This window comes from Streptomyces sp. NPDC017979 (assembly GCF_044328175.1).
Classification (GTDB): Bacteria; Actinomycetota; Actinomycetes; order Streptomycetales; family Streptomycetaceae; genus Streptomyces.
In genome coordinates this window covers 155,546-175,324 of the sequence record NZ_JBIRGU010000005.1, presented here as the reverse complement: position 1 = coordinate 175,324, position 19,779 = coordinate 155,546, and the positions used below count along the sequence as shown (strand labels likewise).

Annotated in this window: 20 protein-coding genes; 12 read left to right on the top strand and 8 right to left on the bottom strand. The window is 73.3% G+C overall.

Going from position 1 to position 19,779, the window contains the following annotated elements:
• The first annotated feature begins 11 nt into the window (after window positions 1-11).
• The gene (locus ACH4E8_RS16385; protein WP_398448619.1) at window positions 12-1,241 is read left to right on the top strand and encodes a hypothetical protein; all 1,230 of its coding nucleotides are present in this window, start codon (window positions 12-14) and stop codon (window positions 1,239-1,241) included.
• A gap of 120 nt (window positions 1,242-1,361) precedes the next feature.
• Here ACH4E8_RS16385 and ACH4E8_RS16380 read toward each other — a convergent pair whose 3' ends face one another.
• Together ACH4E8_RS16380 and ACH4E8_RS16375 are read right to left on the bottom strand one after the other, a co-directional pair.
• Complete coding sequence (locus ACH4E8_RS16380; RefSeq protein ID WP_398448617.1) at window positions 1,362-1,727, bottom strand: hypothetical protein; 366 nt, start codon at window positions 1,725-1,727, stop codon at window positions 1,362-1,364.
• A 14-nt stretch (window positions 1,728-1,741) separates the two neighbouring features.
• Complete coding sequence (locus tag ACH4E8_RS16375) at window positions 1,742-2,998, bottom strand: helix-turn-helix transcriptional regulator (RefSeq protein WP_398448615.1); 1,257 nt, start codon at window positions 2,996-2,998, stop codon at window positions 1,742-1,744.
• 287 nt (window positions 2,999-3,285) lie between these two features.
• Here ACH4E8_RS16375 and ACH4E8_RS16370 point away from each other — a divergent pair, with 287 nt between their 5' ends.
• The 5 genes from ACH4E8_RS16370 (at window position 3,286) to ACH4E8_RS16350 (ending at window position 7,412) form a co-directional block, all read left to right on the top strand.
• Window positions 3,286-3,417, top strand: coding sequence for a hypothetical protein (locus ACH4E8_RS16370; RefSeq protein ID WP_398448613.1), 132 nt, complete (start codon window positions 3,286-3,288; stop codon window positions 3,415-3,417).
• Window positions 3,418-3,515: 98 nt separating this feature from the next.
• The gene (locus tag ACH4E8_RS16365) at window positions 3,516-4,622 is read left to right on the top strand and encodes a cupin domain-containing protein (RefSeq protein ID WP_398448611.1); all 1,107 of its coding nucleotides are present in this window, start codon (window positions 3,516-3,518) and stop codon (window positions 4,620-4,622) included.
• Window positions 4,619-5,512 carry an aldo/keto reductase gene (locus ACH4E8_RS16360; RefSeq protein WP_398448609.1) on the top strand — a complete coding sequence of 298 codons (894 nt, stop codon included), beginning with the start codon at window positions 4,619-4,621 and terminating at the stop codon, window positions 5,510-5,512. The genes ACH4E8_RS16365 and ACH4E8_RS16360 overlap by 4 nt, the downstream gene beginning before the upstream one ends.
• Window positions 5,493-6,350, top strand: a complete 858-nt coding sequence (locus ACH4E8_RS16355; RefSeq protein ID WP_398448607.1) for a hypothetical protein — start codon at window positions 5,493-5,495, stop codon at window positions 6,348-6,350. Before ACH4E8_RS16360 ends, ACH4E8_RS16355 begins: the two co-directional genes overlap by 20 nt.
• 177 nt (window positions 6,351-6,527) lie before the next feature.
• Window positions 6,528-7,412, top strand: coding sequence for a nucleotidyl transferase AbiEii/AbiGii toxin family protein (locus ACH4E8_RS16350; RefSeq protein WP_398448605.1), 885 nt, complete (start codon window positions 6,528-6,530; stop codon window positions 7,410-7,412).
• Between the two features lie 9 nt (window positions 7,413-7,421).
• Here ACH4E8_RS16350 and ACH4E8_RS16345 read toward each other — a convergent pair whose 3' ends face one another.
• The 5 genes from ACH4E8_RS16345 to ACH4E8_RS16325 all read right to left on the bottom strand — a co-directional run bounded on the left by ACH4E8_RS16345 (window position 7,422) and on the right by ACH4E8_RS16325 (window position 12,387).
• Window positions 7,422-8,819 (bottom strand): hypothetical protein, encoded by a 1,398-nt coding sequence (locus tag ACH4E8_RS16345; RefSeq protein ID WP_398448603.1) that lies wholly within the window; start codon window positions 8,817-8,819, stop codon window positions 7,422-7,424.
• Window positions 8,816-10,288 carry a hypothetical protein gene (locus ACH4E8_RS16340; protein WP_398448601.1) on the bottom strand — a complete coding sequence of 491 codons (1,473 nt, stop codon included), beginning with the start codon at window positions 10,286-10,288 and terminating at the stop codon, window positions 8,816-8,818. Before ACH4E8_RS16340 ends, ACH4E8_RS16345 begins: the two co-directional genes overlap by 4 nt.
• The gene (locus ACH4E8_RS16335) at window positions 10,285-10,995 is read right to left on the bottom strand and encodes a hypothetical protein (protein ID WP_398448600.1); all 711 of its coding nucleotides are present in this window, start codon (window positions 10,993-10,995) and stop codon (window positions 10,285-10,287) included. Before ACH4E8_RS16335 ends, ACH4E8_RS16340 begins: the two co-directional genes overlap by 4 nt.
• A gap of 104 nt (window positions 10,996-11,099) precedes the next feature.
• Window positions 11,100-11,501: a Zn-ribbon domain-containing OB-fold protein gene (locus ACH4E8_RS16330; RefSeq protein ID WP_398448598.1), complete on the bottom strand. Its 402-nt coding sequence runs from the start codon at window positions 11,499-11,501 to the stop codon at window positions 11,100-11,102.
• A gap of 160 nt (window positions 11,502-11,661) precedes the next feature.
• Window positions 11,662-12,387, bottom strand: a complete 726-nt coding sequence (locus ACH4E8_RS16325) for a TetR family transcriptional regulator (protein WP_398449205.1) — start codon at window positions 12,385-12,387, stop codon at window positions 11,662-11,664.
• Between the two features lie 165 nt (window positions 12,388-12,552).
• Between ACH4E8_RS16325 and ACH4E8_RS16320 the strand changes: the two genes are divergently transcribed.
• From ACH4E8_RS16320 to ACH4E8_RS16310, 3 genes are all read left to right on the top strand, one after another.
• Entirely contained in the window at window positions 12,553-13,341 is a 789-nt protein-coding gene (locus ACH4E8_RS16320; RefSeq protein WP_398448596.1) for an electron transfer flavoprotein subunit beta/FixA family protein, read from the top strand.
• 84 nt (window positions 13,342-13,425) lie between these two features.
• Entirely contained in the window at window positions 13,426-14,388 is a 963-nt protein-coding gene (locus tag ACH4E8_RS16315) for an electron transfer flavoprotein subunit alpha/FixB family protein (RefSeq protein WP_398448594.1), read from the top strand.
• Window positions 14,389-14,680: 292 nt separating this feature from the next.
• Window positions 14,681-16,171: an alpha/beta hydrolase gene (locus tag ACH4E8_RS16310; protein ID WP_398448592.1), complete on the top strand. Its 1,491-nt coding sequence runs from the start codon at window positions 14,681-14,683 to the stop codon at window positions 16,169-16,171.
• 22 nt (window positions 16,172-16,193) lie between these two features.
• Here ACH4E8_RS16310 and vph read toward each other — a convergent pair whose 3' ends face one another.
• On the bottom strand, window positions 16,194-17,051 hold the full coding sequence (vph, locus tag ACH4E8_RS16305) for a viomycin phosphotransferase (RefSeq protein WP_398448590.1): 858 nt from the start codon (window positions 17,049-17,051) through the stop codon (window positions 16,194-16,196).
• Between the two features lie 134 nt (window positions 17,052-17,185).
• Here vph and ACH4E8_RS16300 point away from each other — a divergent pair, with 134 nt between their 5' ends.
• Genes ACH4E8_RS16300 through ACH4E8_RS16290 form a run of 3 tightly spaced genes read left to right on the top strand, consistent with a single transcriptional unit; the run spans window position 17,186 to window position 19,776 of the window.
• Window positions 17,186-17,929 carry an ATP-binding cassette domain-containing protein gene (locus ACH4E8_RS16300; RefSeq protein WP_398448588.1) on the top strand — a complete coding sequence of 248 codons (744 nt, stop codon included), beginning with the start codon at window positions 17,186-17,188 and terminating at the stop codon, window positions 17,927-17,929.
• Between the two features lie 3 nt (window positions 17,930-17,932).
• On the top strand, window positions 17,933-19,192 hold the full coding sequence (locus ACH4E8_RS16295) for a hypothetical protein (RefSeq protein ID WP_398448586.1): 1,260 nt from the start codon (window positions 17,933-17,935) through the stop codon (window positions 19,190-19,192).
• Window positions 19,189-19,776: a hypothetical protein gene (locus ACH4E8_RS16290; RefSeq protein ID WP_398448584.1), complete on the top strand. Its 588-nt coding sequence runs from the start codon at window positions 19,189-19,191 to the stop codon at window positions 19,774-19,776. Before ACH4E8_RS16295 ends, ACH4E8_RS16290 begins: the two co-directional genes overlap by 4 nt.
• Window positions 19,777-19,779: the final 3 nt, after the last annotated feature.

Sequence of the window (19,779 nt, the reverse complement as noted above, 5' to 3'; positions counted from 1 at the left end):
ATCATGCCGGGGTGACGCCCGCCGAAGCCCCGTCGTACGAGGCGCTCCGCGCGGCTTTCGGCCAGGACTTGGCGACGGACTGGATCCCCGACGCCGTCGGGGCGGTGGACGTCGCGCCGTTCCTGCTCGACGGCGCACCCTCCGGGATCGACGCGGCCCGGCTGCGGGTCCCGCTCGGCAGCCGCACCGAGGACGTGCCCGTCGTCCCGGTCGACGTCCGCGCCCGGCTGCACGGGCTCGTCGAACGGGCGCTGTGCGGCCATCGCGTACGCCCCGAAGTCCTCGCGTACGACCGCGTCGACTGGGACTACCGCCGCGCCTTCCGCACCCGGCAGCAGCGCCTGACGGAGCTGGCCGCGCGCCCCGAACTGCCGCTGGTGCTGGCGCTGGACGTGCACCGGCTCTCCCGCTCGCTGCCGCTGCGCGCCCTGCACGACGCGCCCTGGGCGACCCCGGAACTGTCCGCCGCGCTCGCCGCGTTGGACCGCGCCGCCGGACGCCCCCTCCTGCCCGGCCACCGTTGGGCCAACCGCCTGGCCGCGGCCGCGCTCTCCCCCGTCGACACCGTCGTGGCCCGTCTCGCGCCCGGCCGCTGGCTGCGCTGGGGCGACGACTGGCACGTCTTCGTCCACGCCCCGGCCGAGGCCGACGAGGTGCGGGAAGCCGTCGGCCGCGCCCTCGCGCCGCTGGGCCTCGCCCCGTCCGAGCACAAGACCCGCACGCTGCCAGCGACCGCCGTGCTCTCCGGTACCGCCCGCGACGTCCGGGGCGACCCGGGCGACGCGTGGCGGCGCGGCCTGGAGCAGGGCGACGCACGCGCACTGCGGTACGCCCTGCCGCGCGCCGCACCCACCCCGCAGATCAGCCGGAGCCTGCCCGGCGCCGTACGGCACCGGCCCGAACTCCTCCCGCGTGCCGTGCAGTACCTGGCCCGCGCCGTCGACACCCCCGAGGGCCGGGCCGCCGTCCGCGCCCTGCTGCCCGCCGCGTCCCCCTTCACCTGCGCCCGCCTGCTCGCCCTCGCGGCGACCCACCGCGCGCTGGCCGCGGACGTCCCGGACGAACTGCTGACGCGTTCGTACGCCTCCGGGGCCGTGGCCCTGCGTTCCCTGGCCACCCGGGTCGCCGCCCTCACCACCCGGCTGCGCCTGACGCCCGACCCACCGCCCCGACTCCGCCCCTGGCTCGCCCTGGGCGCGGATCCGAACCGCTGGCCGCCACTGCTGACGACGCTCCTGTGACGCCCGCCTCGACGATGGAGCCCCACCTGGCCGGGTCTTTCCGCCCCTTGGGTCGCGTTGGGGCGGGCCTTGGTCCACGCCAGGTCCACTGGCTGTGCGAGGCCAGGGGAGCCCCGTCGATCAGCCCAGGGCCTTCTCGATGGCCTCGAAGACGTCGGCGTCGGTCTCCTGCTGCCACGCGGAAAGCTCGGGCCAGTCGGCCACGTACCCCGGCTTCGGATCCTCGAACTGCTTGAACATCTGGGCGGTCCAGCAGGTGGCGACGAAGCGGCTCTTCTGCTCGCGGGACAGCCGGGTCGCATGCCCGCCGCTGATCTCGACGAAGTGGCGGACCTGCTCGTACACGGAGCCCGCGGCCTGACGCTCCCACTCCGGGGTGTCCTCCCACGGGGTGACGTACCCGGCCTTCGGTTCGCCGGGGAAGTGCCGGCGCACACCCGCGATCCACGCTTCCCGGAACAGTCGTGCGCCTTCGGTCTGCGACATGCCAACCCCTCTCGTCACGGCGTCCTCAGCGCGGCGATCTCCGCCCTCAGCCCCGCCACGCGGTGGTCGCGGCTCACGGGCCCGAACTCGTCGCACAGGGATCGGAGTCTACGGACGACGTATCCGGAGGATGAGGCCCGGGCCAGTTCCAGAGCCTCCCTGCCGTAAGCCGTGACCTGCTCGGCGTTATGCCGCTTCGCTCCGATGGCCGCCAGGTCGGTCAGCACCGCGCCCCTCCTCCGGTAGGAGCGTCCGGAGGCAAGAGCGCCATGCTTCAGCACACCTTTCAAGGTCTCCTCGGCCAGGTCCAGGCGTCCCAGACGCGTGTACCGAGCTCCGCGTTCCTCCGCCAGCCGGGTGCCGTCGAACCGGAGCCAGCCGCCGTTGACGCCGTCCGGAGACAGACCGCTGACCTCCTCGGCCCGATCGAGCGCGCGCTCACACGCCGCCAGGTCGCCGAGGCCGGCATACGCCTCGGCCTGGACGGACGCCACCCAGTAGCGGGTGGCCAGAGCGCTGTCCCCGCGGCCTGCCAACTCCGCCGCCAGGGCGAGGATCTGAGCCGCGTGGCGATGTCGGTCATCGGACATGTCCACATAGGCATGGCGAGCAAGGGAGCAAGCCCAGAGGTCGAAGTGCCCGGCGTCCTTGCTCAGTGAGGCGGCGATCGAGTACGAAGCGGCGGCATCGGCGTACCGACTGCCGTCGAACGCGACTTCCCCCGCCAACTGGAAGAGGTCGGCCGCCGCGTCCAGGAGTGGCCGGGAGTTGCCTCGTCGTGCTTCCAGTGCCTCGCTCAGGGTCCTGAGCTGGTCCCGGACGACGGGATGGACCGACCCCTTGGAGCGGGCCATTTGGTACACCTGCCACAGATGGCTGTTCATCCGGGCGAAGTCGGCCGGCACGCCCTTCCGCACCCCGTCCGCCAACGCTTCGGCCTCGTCCACCGACATGGTCGTCAACGCTCCGCTGACCGTGAGTATGCGGAGGAACTCGCGTCGGATCATTTCGTCGTTGTCTCCCGCGCTCGGACGGTACCCGGACTCGTACCCCGTGGGCTCCTCCCGACCTACGGCTTTTGGCGCCGGCAGGAGGGCGTCGAGCTGCTGAAGATCGGCTTCGAGAGCGCTGGCCAAGCTTCGTCGCTGGAGTGGCTGAGGTTTGCTCCTGCCGCTCTCCCAACGCCCGATCGTGGTGCGGTCCACCCCGAGCAACTCGGCTAATTCCTCCTGACTGTAGCCCAGCGCCTTTCGCCGCTCCGCAAGTCCCATGACGCCCCTTTTCCCCGGCCTGCGCCCACCACGCGCCCGCGCACGGATCTGCGTCAAGACTGCCGCATCGATGCAGTGGAGCACTGAGCGCAGCAGGGCTTTCCTTGACGTTGTCGCAAACAGCCCCCGGCTACGGCTGACGTCAGCAGTTCGCCGCCCTCATACGTCGTCGCCGTCGGCGTCCTGTTGGTCGCCCTGGCCGTGGCCGGAGAGACCCCCGGGAGCCGGCCCGTGGAATTCCCGCCGGGACCCCGGCGGGACCCGTCGAGATCAGGAAGGAGTACGGGATGAACGAGAACGCTCCCACCGAGCCGACCAGCGACCTGCTGATCGGTGTCCGCCGCATCGCCGCGGCCCGCTCGCGTGCCGAGGAAGCCTCGGACAACACCGGCGGCAAGTCGGACATGAACGACACCTGATCCAACGAGGAGCCCCACGGTGATTGATTCCGCATCGTGGGCCGAGCGTCTGGGCGGGGACACGTTCCTCGCCCGGACGTGCTGCCGGGGCCCACAAAGTGATCCGCTCCGACGGCAACGGCCGCCCTTCGCTGCTGGCCTGGGACGACCTCAACGAGATCGTGGCCGCTCACCGACTCCAACCGCCTCGGATGCGGCTCTCCCGCGCCGGGGAGGCCGTCCCGGCGGCGGCGTACTCGATCCTCCGGACGAACCGCCGCGGAACGTCGTGGTACCAGCCGCAGCCGGTCGAGTTCCACGCCCGGCTCGCCGAGGGAGCGTCCCTGGTCATCGATGCCATCGACCAGATCCACCCGCCCGTCCGGGAAGCCGCGACCGGCCTCGAACGGTTCTTCCGCACCCCCGTACAGGTCAACGCGTACGCCTCGTGGACCGCCGAGGAAGGCTTCGGCACCCACTGGGACGACCACGACGTGGTGGTGCTCCAACTCGAAGGCTCCAAGCGGTGGAAGATCTACGGCGCCACCAGGCAGGCCCCCGCCTGGCGCGACGTGGAAGCCCCTGCGGCCCCGACGGGGGACCCGATCTCGGACGTCGTCCTGACGCCCGGCGACGTGCTCTATCTGCCGCGCGGCTGGTGGCACGCCGTGAGCGCCGATCAGGGCACCGCATCCCTCCACCTCACCTTCGGACTCGCCACGCAGACCGGCGCCGAGTTCCTGGGATGGCTGTGCGACGACCTCCGGGCGAGCGTGAACGTCCGGGCGGACGTACCGCGCTTCGGCACCCCGGAGGAGCGGACGGACTACCTGGCTGCCGTACGGAAGGACGTACTGGCAACCTTGGACGACCCTGCGGTTCTGGACCGCTGGGAAAGGTCTCTGGACGCGACGCACCCCGGGCGCCCGCGCCTGTCGCTGCCGCACCTCACCGCCGTTCCCGCCGAACCGGGCATCACCGTGCGGGCCACGGCGCCCCGTGCCCGGATCGACCAGGGCGACCAGGGCGTAACCTTCGCCGGGGCGGGGAACGAGTGGACCTTCGCCCTCCCCGTCGCCCCTGTCCTCCGCCTCCTCGCTGGTGGAACACCGGCCACCCTCGCGAACCTGGCAGCCGAGTCCGGTCTCACCCTCGTCGAGGTGGCCGAGGTCGTCTCCGCACTGTTTGCCGGTCAAGCAGTCGCCGTGGTCGGGAACGCTTCGTGACCGCTTCCCTGGGACTGGGGACGCACCGGGTGCGCGCCGTCGAACAGGCGGCCCGCACCGCGTGCGCCGACGGGCTCGTGTGGATCGACACCGCCCCCAACTACGGCAGCGCCCACCAGGCGCTCGGCCCCGTCATCGCCGACCACCCACGTGCGACGGTGGCGACGAAGACGGGCTTCTTCACCCCGGACGAAGGGGCAGTTGCGCTTCGCTCCGGGATCCTCACCGCGGCCCAGGTCCGGGCCGGACACAGCCTCGACCCCGACTTCGTCCGCTGGCAGACGGAAAGGTCCCTGGCCGCCCTCGGCCGGATCGACCTCGTGTTCGTCCACAACCCGGAACGCGCCGGGCTCCTTCCCGCGGAGCTCCGTCCTGCGCTTCGTGAGGTGTTCGCGGTGTTGGAAGAGTTCGCCTGCGCTGGCAGGATCGCCGGATACGGCGTGGCCACCTGGTCGGGGTTCCAACGCGACGCCTTCTCCGTGCCCGAACTCCTGGGCCTGGCCATCGAGGCCGCCGGCTCGGGAGGGCATCATCTGCGGGCCGTCCAACAGCCGGTCAGTCTCGTCACGGCACGGCCGATAGCCCTCGCCCTCGACGGCAGGGGCCCCCTCGTCCTCGCCCGCGCGGCGGGCCTGATCACCTTCGGCTCCTCGCCCCTGCACGGCGGCGAACTGCCCGGCCTCGTCACGCCCGAACTCGCCGAGTTCATCCGCCCGGGAGCCGCGCCTGGCATCGTCTGTCTGCTCGTCGCGGCCTCCTGTCCGAGCCTGGACGTGGTACTGCTGTCTGCCGGCACCGCCGCCCATTGGGCCGCCGCGAAAGCCGCCGTCGCCGCCCCGCTCGATCCGGGCCACCTCAGGAAGGTCACCGATGTACTCGCCCAAGGATGAGATCACCAGGGCACGCATGGAGGACGCTCTCGCCCACGCCGCTTCCCGCCTGTCCACGGCGACGACGGGCACGCCGGCTTGGGGATGGCTCGGCCGCACCATCGGCAGCCGCACCGCGGGAGGCCACTGGCTCCGCGTCCACTGCGGCGAAGCCGCCAAGACCCCCGCTACCCGGAACGAGGGAATCGCCCTCGCCGAGGAACGGGTGTCCCACAAGGTGTCCCGTCCGCATCTGTACGACCTGTACCGCTGGGACGGCGGCGAGTACGTCTTCGAAGCGGAGCTGATCGACTACGTCGCCCAGCCCGTCGTCTCGCCGGAAACACCCGACCTCGCCGAGGATCCGGGGCTGCCTGACTCCTGGTGGGCGACCCTGCGGGAGAGCCTGGACGCCCTCAGCAACGCGGAACCACCCCGCGAGACCATCCGCCAGTCCTGGGCCGACCGGGTCTTCCCCGAGTTCCTGGGGATCCCTGCCCCGGTCATCACCGAACGCGTCACCGGGCACGCCGATCTTCAGTGGGCCAACCTCACCCACGCCCCCCTCGTGATCCTGGACTGGGAGCGCTGGGGCGCCGTCCCCGTCGGCTACGACCCCGCGATGCTCTACGTGAACAGCCTCCGAGTCCCCGCCGTCGCCGACCGCATCCGCGCCGAGTTCGCGCACGTCCTCGACACCCCCGCGGGCCGCATCGGCGAACGGATCGCCCTCGCCGAGATGCTCCAGGCCGTGGGCCGTGGCTGGTACGTCGAGTTGGCGCCGCTCCTGCGCCGACGCGCAGAGGAGCTGACGGGGGTCCGTCCTCCGGCCCCCTCCCCCGCACGCCCGATCACCTGACCGGCACGTCTCACACGAGCCCCAGTGGGTTCCCACCACGCCCCTGGGCATAGGACCGGTGTGCCCCGTGTCCGAGGGCACTGGGGGAGGAGCTATGCCAACGTCCATCGCGGGCCACCGCCCGCCGCCGGCGCTGGATACGCTCCTGGTGAGCGTGGGCGGGCGAGGAAGGGCGCGGTGGGCGCGGTGTCGGGGGCTTGGGGCGGCGGCCAATTCGCAGGGCTGGGCGCGTTGGACCGGCAGCGGATCGACGTCGTCGCGGCCGTGCTCGACGGCGTCGGTCGGGTGCTGCCGGCGCAGGGGTGGCACCTGAAGGGGTCCGCGGCGCTCCTGGGGTGGCTCGGGCCCGCGGCGCGGTTGCCGAATGACGTGGATCTTTGTTTGGCCTCAGGCATGGCCCCGCGGCTGCTGTCCCCGGTGGCGCTGCCCAGGGCGCAGGGCGGTGCGTGCGTGCGGCTGCTGCGGGCCGAGCCGATCGTGTTCAGTTCGCCGGACCGGGCCACTGCGCACCGGGTGCTGGCCGAAGTCGCGGACCGTCCGGGCGGGGTCGTGGTGGGGCGCGTCCTGCTGAACGTCCTGCTGGTTCCCGACGTCCGCGCGGCCGCGGACGCCAGGACCGCGCCCCTGCACTTCCCGAGTTCCGCCGGCGCCGTCACGGTGCCCGCGGGCACCCTCAGCCGGCTCGTGGCGCAGAAGTTGCTGCGCTACACGCGGCTGCGCGACGGCAAGGTCAACACCCGTTGGGCCGACCTCATGGACGTCCTTCTGGTGGCCGCGTCCCACCGCGCGCCGGCACTGCACCTCGGCGAGTTGCGCCACGACATCGCGGTCGAGTTCACCGAGATGCGCCGCCCCTGGCCGGCCCGCCTGCCCGCGCCGCCCGCGGAGTGGCTGGACTTCTGGGACAACGCGACCTTCCTCCACGCCCTCCCGTTCGGGCGACTGCCCGATGCAGTAGGGCAGTTGGAACGCTTCCTGCTGCCGGTGCTGGAGGGTTCGGAGCAGCCGGCTCCGGCGCGGGCGTGGTCGCCCGGGGCGTGGGAGTGGGCCATCCGGGAGTGAGCCCGGCGCTCACCCCACCACCAGCTCCATCAGGCCGTCGAAGCGGGCCGTCGCCGTCGGCGGCAAGTGTCGGCGCCAGTGGTCGCGGTGGCGCACGGCGTGCGCGAGGTGGTGCCCGCCGCGGGCGCCGGGGCCCCGCTCGTACAGTTCCCGGAGGAACGCCACTGCTGTCTCCCCGGCGGCCGCGTCCAGCGGACGGCCGAACTCCTGGTACGCGCGGGCCTCGTGGGTGCTGGCCTTGAGGGTCTTGGTGACGTGCAGCGCGAACTGGGCGCGGCCGGCCGCTGCCCGCAGCTCCGCGGCACCGAAGGCGCCGGTGACTTCGGCGACGCCGGCGCCGCTGTGCAACTGGCCCGCGGTGCGCGCGTTGGCCGCGTACACCGCCGTCCGGAGCGCGTCGGGGTCGGTGACCAGCCCGCACAGCCCGTCGCCGAGGGCCGCGAAGAGCCGTCCGCCCGCGGCGCCGCCACCGTCGCCGAGCGCCCGTAGGTGCTCCACCAGCAGGGATTCGCGCCGGATGCGCAGCCCGTGAGCGCGGCGCAGTACGACGGGCGTCGGCAGGGTGCCGGAGCGCCAGGCCGCGGCGAGCGGGAGCAGCAGGTGCGCGTTGCCGGCCGTCCGGCGGCCGTCGATGCCCGGGCGGGGGCTCGGGCTTGGGCGGGGGCTCGGGTGGCGTACGACCGTGCCCCACTCGATGTCGTGGACGTCGGTGACGACGTAGTGGGCGGGGCCGCGGCCGGCGAACTTCCCGTGCTGCCCGTACTGCTGGGCGTACGCGGGCCAGGCGTCGGCCGACGGCACGCCCGGCAACCGCGGGTCCTCCCCCGGCCCGGCGCCCCGCACCGCGCGCGAGCCGCCCGACGGGCGGACCAGGACGCCCGCCAGGAGCGCGGCGCACCCCTCGTCGGAGAGCCGTCCGGGCACCGCTGCGAGGACGTCCGCGGCTCGGCCGCGCCCCCTCGACTCCGGCCGGTCGCGCACGGCGCGGGCCGCCATCGACACGGCGTAGCAGGCCCGCAGCAGCGCGGCGAGGCGTGCTTCCGCGCCGGCCGGGAGGGGCACGTGTTCCCAGGCGGAGCCGTGCCGTATGCCCGAGGTGGGCGCGTGGGCGTCCACCGGGCCGTGTTCGCCGGGGCGGACGAGGACGAGGTCCTTGCCGTAGTACGAGGGGTGCCAGGGCGCGCCCGCGGCCCGCCCCAGTTCGGCGAGGCTGCGACGTACCCGTACGAGCCCCTGCTCGTGGTCACCGCTCTGCTCGACGGTGGCGCGGAGCGCGCTGGTGACGACGGCCAGGGTCACGGAGGCGTGCCGGGTGCGGGCGAGGTGCGCGAGGACGTCCCCGGCGTCGGCGCACCCGGCGGGGAAGCCGGGCGCGTGCCGCGGGGGCCAGCGGAAGGCGCGGGTCACCGGTCGCCGTCCCGGCGCAGCCCGCTCCGCCGCCCGCCGCGTCGTCGTCCGCCACGCAGCCCACCGCGCCCTCCGCCGCGTCGGAACAGGTCCACGAACAGCCGCCGCAGCCCGGGGAAGAACGTCACCAGCACGGCCGTGGCCACCGCCGTGACGGCCAGCATCCGCGCCAACGACGCCGCGCCCGCGTCGGGCAGCCCCTGCCACACCGCGAGCCCCACGGTGAGCGGCAGGCCGACGGCGGCCAGCAGCCCGAGGATCGCGTTCGTCGTCTCCGTCTCCGCGGCCTGCACCTGGCGCGACAGCTCGGCGAGGTCGTCGACGAGCCCCTGCACGGCCTCCGGCAGTCCCGCGTCCTGACACCACAGCCGGGTGACCGCGTCCGCGGGACGCTGCCGGCCGAAGCCGGCGGACCAGTAGCTGCGGCGGAAGACCAACAGGTCGCGCTCCAGTTGGGCGACCTTCCGCCGGTGGGGCTCGTGCGCGCCGATGCGGGCGACCTCGTCGTCGAAGGCGGCCAGCACGATCTGCTGGAGCCGGGCCAGGGCCAGGGCGTCCGTGTGCAGGGTGGCGAGTTGGTAGCTGGTGCCGTCGTAGTAGTTGTCCGACGTTCCGGGCCCCGCGTCCGGGTGCGTGGCGACGAGGGTCAGCCCGCGCAGCCCGGCGACCCCGCGGACCTTGCCGGACAGCGGCAGCCGGCGCCCCTGGAGTTGATCCAGGGCATCGGCGAGCGGCGGGTAGCAGGTGGCGTGCTGCATCGCCCACAGCCACTGGTCGGCGGGCTCCCACCCGTCGTGCTCGTCGCCGTCGAAACGCGTCGGCAGCCCGTCGCGGCCCGCCGTGACCAGGGTTCCGTGGACCGCTTCCCGTTCCGATGCGGCGATGCGGCAGCCGGGCGGCAGCACCTGGGAGACCCAGGTGCGCTGATCGCCGTCACCGTGGTGGGGGTCGACGTCCGCGCACTCCTCCAGGGTCTTCGGCAGCCGCCCGGGCGGGTCCGGCGGCAGCGAGCCGTGCAGGACCGCCACGCCGTCGGCGTCCGGCGGCGCGCCCATGTCCCACAGCGCGGCGCGGGCGGCCTCGTCGAGCCGTACCAACTCGATCGCGGACAGCTCGAACCGGGCGGGGGACGGCGGGAGCGAGGCGTTCCCGTCCAACTCGCGGTGCCAGCGCACCCCCTCGCCCCACAGCAGGGGGTCGAGCCGGGTGCTGGTGTAAGCGGCGCGGCGCGCGGCGTTGGAGGCCACCTCCCTCGGCCCTCCGGTCCGCCAGCGGCGCTCCAACGGCCCCGGTCGGAACGGCTCGTCGGGCGGCCCGGCCATGAGCACGGCCACGATCAGGACGACGTCCCGACGGACCAGGCCCGGAGGGCCGCAGTCAGAGCCGGAGCCGACATCGGAGCCGGAGCCAGCACCGGGGCCGGGGCCGGGATCGGGGTCCGGTGGAGCGGGGGCGTCGGGAGTGCTCATCGCGCCGGGCCGGCCACGATCGCGTACGCCTCGTCCAAGTGCCGGCGGCGCTCGGCCGCGTCCACCGCACGCCACGCCGTCGGCCGCTCGGACAGCGGCCCGCGCGTCAGGACCCGGGCGTGGTCGCGCAGCGGAGCGCCGCGGGCGATGAGGGTGACGGTGCCGGGTAGCGCACGGGCGTGGTGCAGGGCACTGGCGGTCATCCGGTAGCGGGCGCCGGCGGTGAGGGCTTCCGTACGGCGGGAGGTGACGACGACGCCGTGGCCTGCGCCGTCGCCGGCCGGGGCGAAGCGGTAGCCGCCCGGGCGGGGCCGGTAGTGGACGACGCGGTAGCCGTCCGCATCCCGCTGGTTCTGCGGTGCGATGTCGACGACGGTGTTGTCGAGCGCACCGCGCAGCACGGTGGAGGCGAAGTCCCAACGGTGGTCGTGGATCTCGGCGTCCTCCGCGCCCTCGGCCCAGATGTGCAGGAACAGTCGCCGGCCGTCGCGCGCGACCCGGGCGAGCGGCAGCTTCACGAAGCCGTTCGGGTGCGCGACGGGGACGGCGGTGGCGGGCGGGAGGAGGCCGTGGGCGCCGGTCCCGGTGCCGTCGTCAGCGCCGTCGTACGTGTTGTGGAGCGCGGCGGCGATGGCTGCGCGGGCGAGCACCGGGGTGATGTGCTCGATGTCCGCGACGGCACCCTGCCGCACGTCGTCCACTGGCATCCGGCACCCCCTGAGCTCGGCAGTCAGGAGCAGTCAACCAGCAGCCCGGGCGTCGGCGGTAGCCGCCGTCGGGTCCGCTGGGCCCTCGTCCCGCGGGTCCCGCGCTACTGCCAGTCGAAGGTGCGGACGGTGTCGCAGAGTTCGACGACGAGTTCACCGGCGTCCAGGCCGGATTCCGCCACGGGACGGACGCGTGCGCCGACCCACACCAGGTGGGGCGCGGCGCCGACGACCCGGCAGCGGAACATGAAGCCCTCCGGGAAGCGGACGAGGGATTCGTTGCGGGCCACGCGCGTGTAGCGGTGGACCACGGACGAGCGGATCACGACTCCTTCGCCCGTGCTGCGCCGCGGCTCCAGATCGCTGGACGCGCAGACCGGGCAGAGCAGTTTGCGGAACGAAGCGGTGCCGCACCAGCGGCAGCTCTGGTAGGTGAGATAGGTCGAACCGGAGTCCTCGGCCGACGCGTTGGGCGCGGCGAGACTGTCGGTTCCGGGCTGGGACATGGCACGACCCCCTGCACTCGGCTCGGATGCGCCACCGCGCCGTGGGCGGCTCGCACTGGCGCCTTCGCACCATATGGCACTCAGTGTCTCGATGTATAGGTACTGGGTGCCAGTTTTCTGGCCAACGGGCTGTCTCGCCGGCGCCGTTACGCGCCTGCCGTCAGGAGCCCCCGAGCGCGGTCTCGATGCCCTGGACCACCCGCCACACGGGCGTGCCCTTGCGCGCCACCATGATCACGACCTCCTCGCCGTCGCCGTCGGTGCCGCCGCTGACGTCGACGGGGTGGCGGGCTGCGGTGCGGGCGGCGCCGCGCCCCTCGGGGGCCCCGCCCCACACCTCGCGGACGAGCCCGAGCGCATGGACCGCCGCGGCCTCCGCGTCGCCCACGCCGCCCGACCGCAACCACGAGCGCAGGGCGTTGTTGTGCGCCGCGACCACGGCCGAGGCGATCACCTCGGCGCGCAGGGCGCCGTCCGCGTCGTCCGCGCAGTGGGCGCGCAGGTGGTTGGCGAGGGTGCGCTCGTAGCGCCGCACGACGGAGAGCTCGTACGTCCGCAGCCCCGGCACCTCGCGGGTGAGCCGGTAGCGCTGCACGGAGAAGTCGGGCTTGGCCGCGTACATCCGCATGACGATCCGGGCGGCGTCGCACACCGTGTCGACGGGGTCCTCCGAGGCGCCGTCGGCCGTGCTGGCCTCCAGGTAGCGGGTCATCTCGGCCAGGCACCCCTCGTGGTCCGGGAAGACCACGTCCTCCTTCGAGGGGAAGTAGCGGAAGAACGAGCGCCGCCCGACGCCCGCGCGCGCGACGATCTCGTCCACCGTGGTCCGCTCGAACCCCCGCTCCATGAAGAGCTCGAACGCGGCCTTGGCCAGCGCCTCCCGCATGGGCACTTCGGCATTGCGTCGCTTGCGCACCTCAGTCATGGCGGGAACGTAACACCGGAAGGGCCATTTTGGCACTGGGTACCTTTACAGAGGGTACTTGGTGCCATAGCCTCGGACCCAACTACATAGCCCTCCGTCCATCGGAATCCCTCGCTAGGAGTCGGCGTGAGCTTGAAGATCGTTGTGTGTGTGAAGTACGTGCCTGACGCGAGTGGTGACCGGGGTTTCGGTGCGGATTTGACGGTGGATCGTGAGGGTGTGGACGGTCTGTTGTCGGAGTTGGATGAGTATGCGGTGGAGCAGGCGTTGCGGGTTGCTGAGGCGTCGGGTGGTGATGCTGAGGTGACGGTGGTGACGGTGGGGCCTGAGGATGCGCGGGATGCGGTGCGTAAGGCGTTGTCGATGGGTGCGGATCGTGGGGTGCACGTTGAGGATGACGGGATTCATGGTTCGGATGTGATGGGGACGTCGTTGGTGTTGGCGGCGGCGGTGGAGAAGGTCGGGTTCGATTTGGTGGTGTGTGGGATGGCGTCGACGGATGGTGTGGCGGGTGTGGTGCCGGCGCTGTTGGCGGAGCGGTTGGGGGTGGCGCAGGCGACGTTGCTGTCCGAGGTGTCGGTGGACGGCTCGGTGGTGAGGGGCCGGCGTGACGGTGAGGGCGCGGTGGAGGTGCTGGAGGCGGCGTTGCCGGCGGTGGTGTCGGTGACGGACCAGTCCGGCGAGGCCCGTTACCCCTCCTTCAAGGGGATCATGGCGGCGAAGAAGAAGCCGGTGGAGTCCTGGGACCTGGACGACCTCGACCTCGATGGTGACCAGGTCGGTCTGGAGGGTGCTTGGACCCTGGTCGACGAGGCGGTGGAGCGTCCGGCGCGGACGGCGGGGACGATCGTGACCGACGAGGGCGAGGGCGGGAAGCAACTCGCCGCGTTCCTCGCGTCGCAGAAGTTCATCTAGCCCCACCCGGCATGTCCTGCCGACCGTCGTTCACATCTTCGTCTGCGTCTTCGTCTTCTTTGTTCTCGTTGGGAGTGTTGGGTCATGGCTGATGTTCTGGTGGTTGTGGATCACGTCGAGGGCGCGGTGCGCAAGCCGACGCTTGAGGTGCTGACCCTGGCGCGGCGGTTGGGTACGCCGGTGGCTCTGGCGTTGGGGCCGGGTGCGGGTGGCACGGCGGAGGTGGTGGGTGGTCATGGTGTGGAGCGGGTGTTGGTGAACGAGGGGGACGAGTTCGCTGACTTCTCGGTTGCTCCTCGGGTGGATGCGGTTCAGGCGGCGGTGGATGTGGTGTCCCCGGTTGCGGTGTTGTTCGTGTCGTCGGGGGAGAACAAGGAGATTGCTGCCCGTCTTGCGTTGCGGGTGGGGTCGGGTGTGATCGTGGATGCGGTTGACGTCGAGCCGGATGCCGAGGGTCCGGTGGTGGTGCAGTCGGTGTTCGCCGCTGCTTATACGACGCGTTCGCGGGTCACCCGTGGGGTGCCGGTGATCACGGTGAAGCCGAACAGTGCTCCGGTCGAGCCGGTGGCGGGTGCGGGCGTGGTGGAGGAGTTGCCGGTCCGGTTCGGTGATGTGTCGCGGGTGGCGCGGGTGGTGGAGCGCACGGCGCGGGTGTCGTCGGGTCGTCCGGAGTTGACGGAGGCGGCGATCGTGGTCTCCGGTGGTCGTGGGTTGGGTAGTGGTGAGGGTTTCGCGTTGATCGAGGGGTTGGCGGACGCGCTGGGGGCTGCGGTGGGTGCGTCGCGTGCTGCGGTGGACGCGGGTTGGTATCCGCATGCGCATCAGGTGGGTCAGACGGGTAAGAGCGTGTCGCCGCAGTTGTACATCGCGTCGGGCATCTCGGGTGCGATCCAGCACCGTGCGGGGATGCAGACGTCGAAGACGATCGTGGCGATCAACAAGGATCCCGAGGCCCCGATCTTCGACCTCGTGGACTACGGCGTCGTGGGCGACCTCCACACCGTCGTCCCCCAACTCACCGACGACATCAACACCCGCAAGAACTGAAGAACTGACCGACCCGCACGGCAGGGGGGCTCCACCGTCACGTACGGGTGGAGCCCCCCCTGCGTCACCACATACGTCCACGGGCGCGGGGCCGCCCGCCCGGCACCACATACGTCCACGGGCGCGGGGCCGCCCGCCCGGCACGGAACTGCGCCGGCCGCTCCGGGCCGGGGCCCGCTGCCGCGCGACGCACTCCGCAGGCACGACGCGGCCCAGGCCCGGGAGTCGGCGGTTACGTTCCCGTCATCAACCCATCGACCCGCCACCACCTGAACCCACCACAGTGACGCGCATGAATCCCAACATGCGCACGCACCAGGGCCCTTGGACGAGACGGCGGGGGCTCCCCGGACTGCTCGCGCTCTCCGCTGCCTCCGCCGTCCTCTCCACCCTCGCCGTGCCCGGGGCCGCCGGCGCGCAGGAAGCGAGTGCGAAGAACCCGGCCATCACTTGGGGAGCCTGCACCAAGGCCCAGCCCGAGTTCCCCGATCCCAGCCCGAACGCGGAGTGCGGGACCGTGCAGGTCCCGGTGGACTGGGCCAAGCCGAACGGGGCGAAGACCGAGGTGCACCTCGTGCGGCACCGGGCCACCGACCCGAAGAAGCGGATCGGGGCGCTGCTCGTCAACCCGGGCGGGCCGGGGGCGTCCGGGGTCGAGAGCGTCATGTACTCGGGCACGGTGTTCGGCACCTACTCCCCCAAGCTGCTCCAGCGGTTCGACCTGATCGGGTTCGACCCGCGCGGCATCGACCGGAGCGGCCGCGTGCAGTGCGACGAGACCATCGCCGCCAAGGCGCCGAAGCGGCCCCGCAACGCGGCCGAGTTCGAGAAGCTGCGCACCCTCAACGCGAAGCTGGCGAAGAGCTGCCTCGCCAAGGGCGGGCAGCTCGCCGCGCACATGGACGGGGAGAGCGTCGCACGGGACATGGACGCGATCCGGGCCGCGCTCGGGGAACGGAAGATCAGCTTCCTGGGGCACTCGTACGGCACGGTGCTCGGGGAGCGGTACGCGCGGCTGTTCCCGGATCGGCTGCGGGCGCTGGCGCTCGACAGCACCGTGGACACGGTCCGGCCGACCGCCGAGCAGCTCCTCACGGACGGCGCCGTCACCCTCAACGACATCGCGAAGAAGCTCGCGGCCTGGTGCAAGACGGACGCGTCGTGCGCACTGAAGGGTCAGGACGTCACGGCCGTCATCGACGAGTTGTACGCCCGCGCCGACGCCGGCACCCTCCGCGTCCCCGGGCCCGACGGCCCGACGCGGACCGAGGTCAGCTCCGACAAGTTCGCCGCCCTCCTCACCCGGATGCTCTCCGACTTCGCCCCGGAGGCGGCGGCCCGGGACCTGGCCGCGCTCCAGTCCGGAAGGGGCGAGGTGTACTTCGCCGAGGAACACCCCGACCCGGTCAAGCAACTCGTGCTCTGCCGCGACTTCGACTTCCGCATCCGGGACTACGCCGAGTACCGGGCGATCAGCGAGCGCGTCGCGAAGGCCGCACCGCACGTCCGCTACGACGACCAGGCCCTCGATTTCGCCCTCGGCTGCCAGGGCTGGCCCATGGCGCCGAAGCCCCGGCCCACCCAGGCGAAGGGCACCCTCCCGCCCGTGCTCGTCGTGAACGCGACGCACGACGCGGCGACCCCGCTCCCGGGCGCCCGGCGCACCGCGCGCGCCTTCCCCAACGCGTCGCTGCTGGTCGTGGACGCCGTGACGCACGTCCTCTACGGCGACCTGGCCACCCGCCCGGCGATCGAGAAGTACCTGATCAACCCGAAGGGCTGAGGGCATCGCCCCGACGGGCTGGTCAGCGGTAGCCGGCCAGCCCGTCGGCGAGTTCCGCCGCGTCGCCGTCGCGCTCGGCGTACAGCGCCTGTTGGAGGGCGAAGGTGCCGCGGATCGCCGCGATGCGCCCGGTCGTCGCGTCGTCGTCCCAGCCGCCGAGCGCGAGGACGCGGCCCAGCAGGGCGTCCCCGTAGCTCGCCCCGACCGCGGCGAGGTCCTCGGCCGGATCGCCCGGGCCGGCCTCGTCCCAGTCGATGACCCCGCTCAGCCGCGGCAGGCCCGCTACGGTCTCCCACAGCACGTTCTCGCCGCCGAGGTCGCCGTGGACCACGGCGGACGTGACGCGGGGCAGGGCGTCGAGCGCGGTGAGTTCGCGTTCGGCCCGTTCCCGGCCGGCCTCGGACATCAGCGGGTACAACCGGGCGCGCACGTCCGCCGCGAACCGCTGCCACTCCCCCTCCGGCGCGGCCGGCAGCGCACCGCGCACGCCCTCGTCGGCGCCCGCCGCGGCGAGGGCCCGCAGGAGGTCGACGTACTGCCGCGCCACCGCCTCCGCGACCGCGGGGTCCCGCAGCGCCGCCGCGGTCAGGGGCGCGCCGGGGACCCGGCTCAGCACCACGTACGACGCCTCCTGCGCCAGCAGCCGCGGGGTGCGGAAGCCGAGCTCCACCCCGTCGAGCACCCGCAGCACCGCGGCCCGCTCGGGCAGGCGCTCCGCGGCGGCCGCCGTCCGCGCGAAGCACACCACCCGCTGCGCACCGACCACGACCCGGTGGAACTGTCCTTCGTGGACGACGAGTCGATCCGGTGCGTCGTGCGGGAGCAGTTCGTTCAGCAGGGAGCGGTGCGGCGCCAGGGCGTCCGGGGCGGGGGAGTCCATGGCGCCCATGGGACCGCACGGGCGACCCTCCCGGCCACCGGATTCCCGCCCCGCACGGAACCGCCGGCCAGCCGCCGCACGTCGCCCCCGGTGTCCCACGAGAACGCCTGCACAACCGACCCCTTGGACACCTCATGCCGCTGAGCTTCACCGATTGCTCGTACGCCTACCGAGCGGGGCATCCCGTACTCGACCGCCTCACCCTGGAGTTACCGGCCGGGTGCACCGTCCTCTTAGGCCCCAACGGGGCCGGCAAGTCCACCCTGCTCGCCCTCGGCGCCTCCGTGCTCGAACCGACCGCCGGACAGGTCCGGGTCGGACGGCTCAGCAGCACCGGACGCGACGACCGCAACGAGTACCGGTGCCAGGTCGGCTGGCTGCCGCAGCAGGTGAATCCGGTGCCGTCGCTGACCGTCCGCGAACAGGTCGCGTACGCGGGCTGGCTGAAGGGCCTGTCGAAGTCCGCGGCGTGGCAGCGGTCGGCCCGCGCCCTGGAACGCGTCGGGCTCACCGAGTTGGCCGGCCGCCGCAGCCACCAGCTCTCCGGCGGGCAGTTGCGCCGCATGGGCATCGCGCAGTCCCTGATCCACGACGCCCACGTGGTGCTGCTGGACGAGCCGACCGCCGGCCTCGACCCCGTCCAGCGCGGCGTCTTCCGCGACCTCGTCGCCGAACTCGCCGGGTCCGTCAGCTTCGTGATCTCCACCCACCAGACGGAGGACCTGGTCGAGACGTACGAGTCCGTCGTCGTCCTCGACCGCGGCAGACCCGTCTTCCAGGGCGGCGTACCCGACTTCCTGGCCCTGGCGTCCGACGGGGTGCCGGTCGAGCGCCGGGCCGAGAGCGCCTACCGCGGCCTGGTCCGCGGGGAGGTCTGAGCCGTGCGCACCACCACCCTGCTCCGCTCCGGCCCGGTCCTGTGGGTCGCCGTCGTCCTGTTGCCGCTGCTGCTGTGGACCGGTGAGCAGAACACCCGCGACACGATGCAGTCCTGGACCGCGGCGACCGCGGCGTCACTGATGCTGCTGGGCTTCGTGAGCGCCGCGTGCGGCGCCTGCGCCGCCTGGGAGTCCGCGCGGCTGCACCGCGCCCGGGTGGCGGACTGGGCGCCGGTCCGCGGCCCCCTGAGCGTGGCGGCCCTGCACCTGGCGCCCGTCGCCGCGCTCGGCCTGCTGGGCGTCCTCACCAATCTCGCGGTGTTCGCGCCCGAATCCCTGGACGCCCCAGGCCACCCCGACCCGTCCGTGCTGCTGACCGCGTACGCGGTGGTGCTGGCGCACATCGGCGTCGGCTGGCTCGTGGGGCCGCTGATGCCCGGCTACCTGGGCGCGGCGGCCATGCTCGTCGGTGGCTACCTGTGGGGGTTCTGGCCCGCCGCCCTCGAAAGTCCGGCCTTCCTACGACACCTCAACGGGCAGGGGTTCGAAGCCTGCTGCGGTCTCGACCAGACGACGGCCCCGCGCAGCACCGCCGCCACCCTCCTGTTCTCCGTCGGCCTGATCGCCGCCGCGGTCGTCTGCACCGCGCTGGGCCGCAAGGTGCGCTCCGCGCACCTGCGGTACGCCGCGCTCCCGCTCGCCCTCACCACCGCCGGCGCCGTCGCCCTCGCGCTGCCGCTCGGCTTCGGCGGCGGGGTCCAGGCCCGCGACCGCGCCGAGCGCAACTGCACGGACGGGCCCGTCGCGTACTGCCTGTGGCCGGAACAGGAAGAGCGGCGGGCGGACGTGCTGCGCTGGGCGAAGGACGCGGAACGGCGGCTGCGCGCCGTCGGCGTCACGCCGGCCGCGGAGGTCGAGTTCGGCGCGGTCGCCCCGACCGAGGACCAGGTGCGGTGGATCGTCGGCGCCGGCCCGCTGCCCCTGAGCACGCCCACCTGCCCGTCGGACACCACCGCGGCCCCCGATGCGCACGACGCGTACTCCACCGTCTACGCCTGGCTGTCGTTGACGGCCGGCGAGCCGAAGGACCACCTCGCGCGGCGCACGGTCCCGGCGTACGTCGACGCGGCCGACCGGGTCCGGCAGTCGCCGGTGGCGCAGCAGCGCGCCTGGTACGCGCACAACCTGCGGGCGGTACGGGACTGTTCGGTGCGCCCGAGCCTGGACCCCGCGTCGTTCGGTACGGCCGGGGCGGCGCCGTGACGTGGTGGCTGCGGGTGCACCTGGTGCCGGGCGCCTGTGCCGGCGTCCTGGCCTGCCTCGTCCTCGCGCCGCTGCTGGCCGGTTCCGCGCTGCCCGTGCCGTCCCTGCTCGGCGGCCTGGGCACCGGCATCCCGGTGCCGCTGGTGCTGCCCGCCGTGCCCGCCGGGTTCCTGCTGTACGCCCTGAGCCGCGGGCCCTTCGAGCACGAAGCCACGGCCGTGCGCCCGGTGCGCGGCTACCGGGCCGGGCTGTTCGCGGGCGCCGCCGTCGTCGCCGCGGCGCTGGGGCTGGCGGAGGCGCAGTGGCTGGACTTCGACCTCGGGCCCGCGGTGGCGCGCAACCTCGTCGGCTATCTCGGCGTCGGCCTGATCGTCCAATCCCTCGCCGGCGCCGCGTACGGTCCCGTCGCCGTCGCCGCGGTGCCCGTGGGGTGCGCGCTGGTGGGGCTCCCCGCCGGGGGCCGGCCGTACCCGTGGGCGTGGCCGCTGCACGAGGGCGCGTCCCCGTCGGCGTCGGCCGCCGCGCTCGGGCTCTTCGCCGTGGGGCTTCTCCTGCGCCGGCGGGCGCGGGGGGCGCACACCTGACCG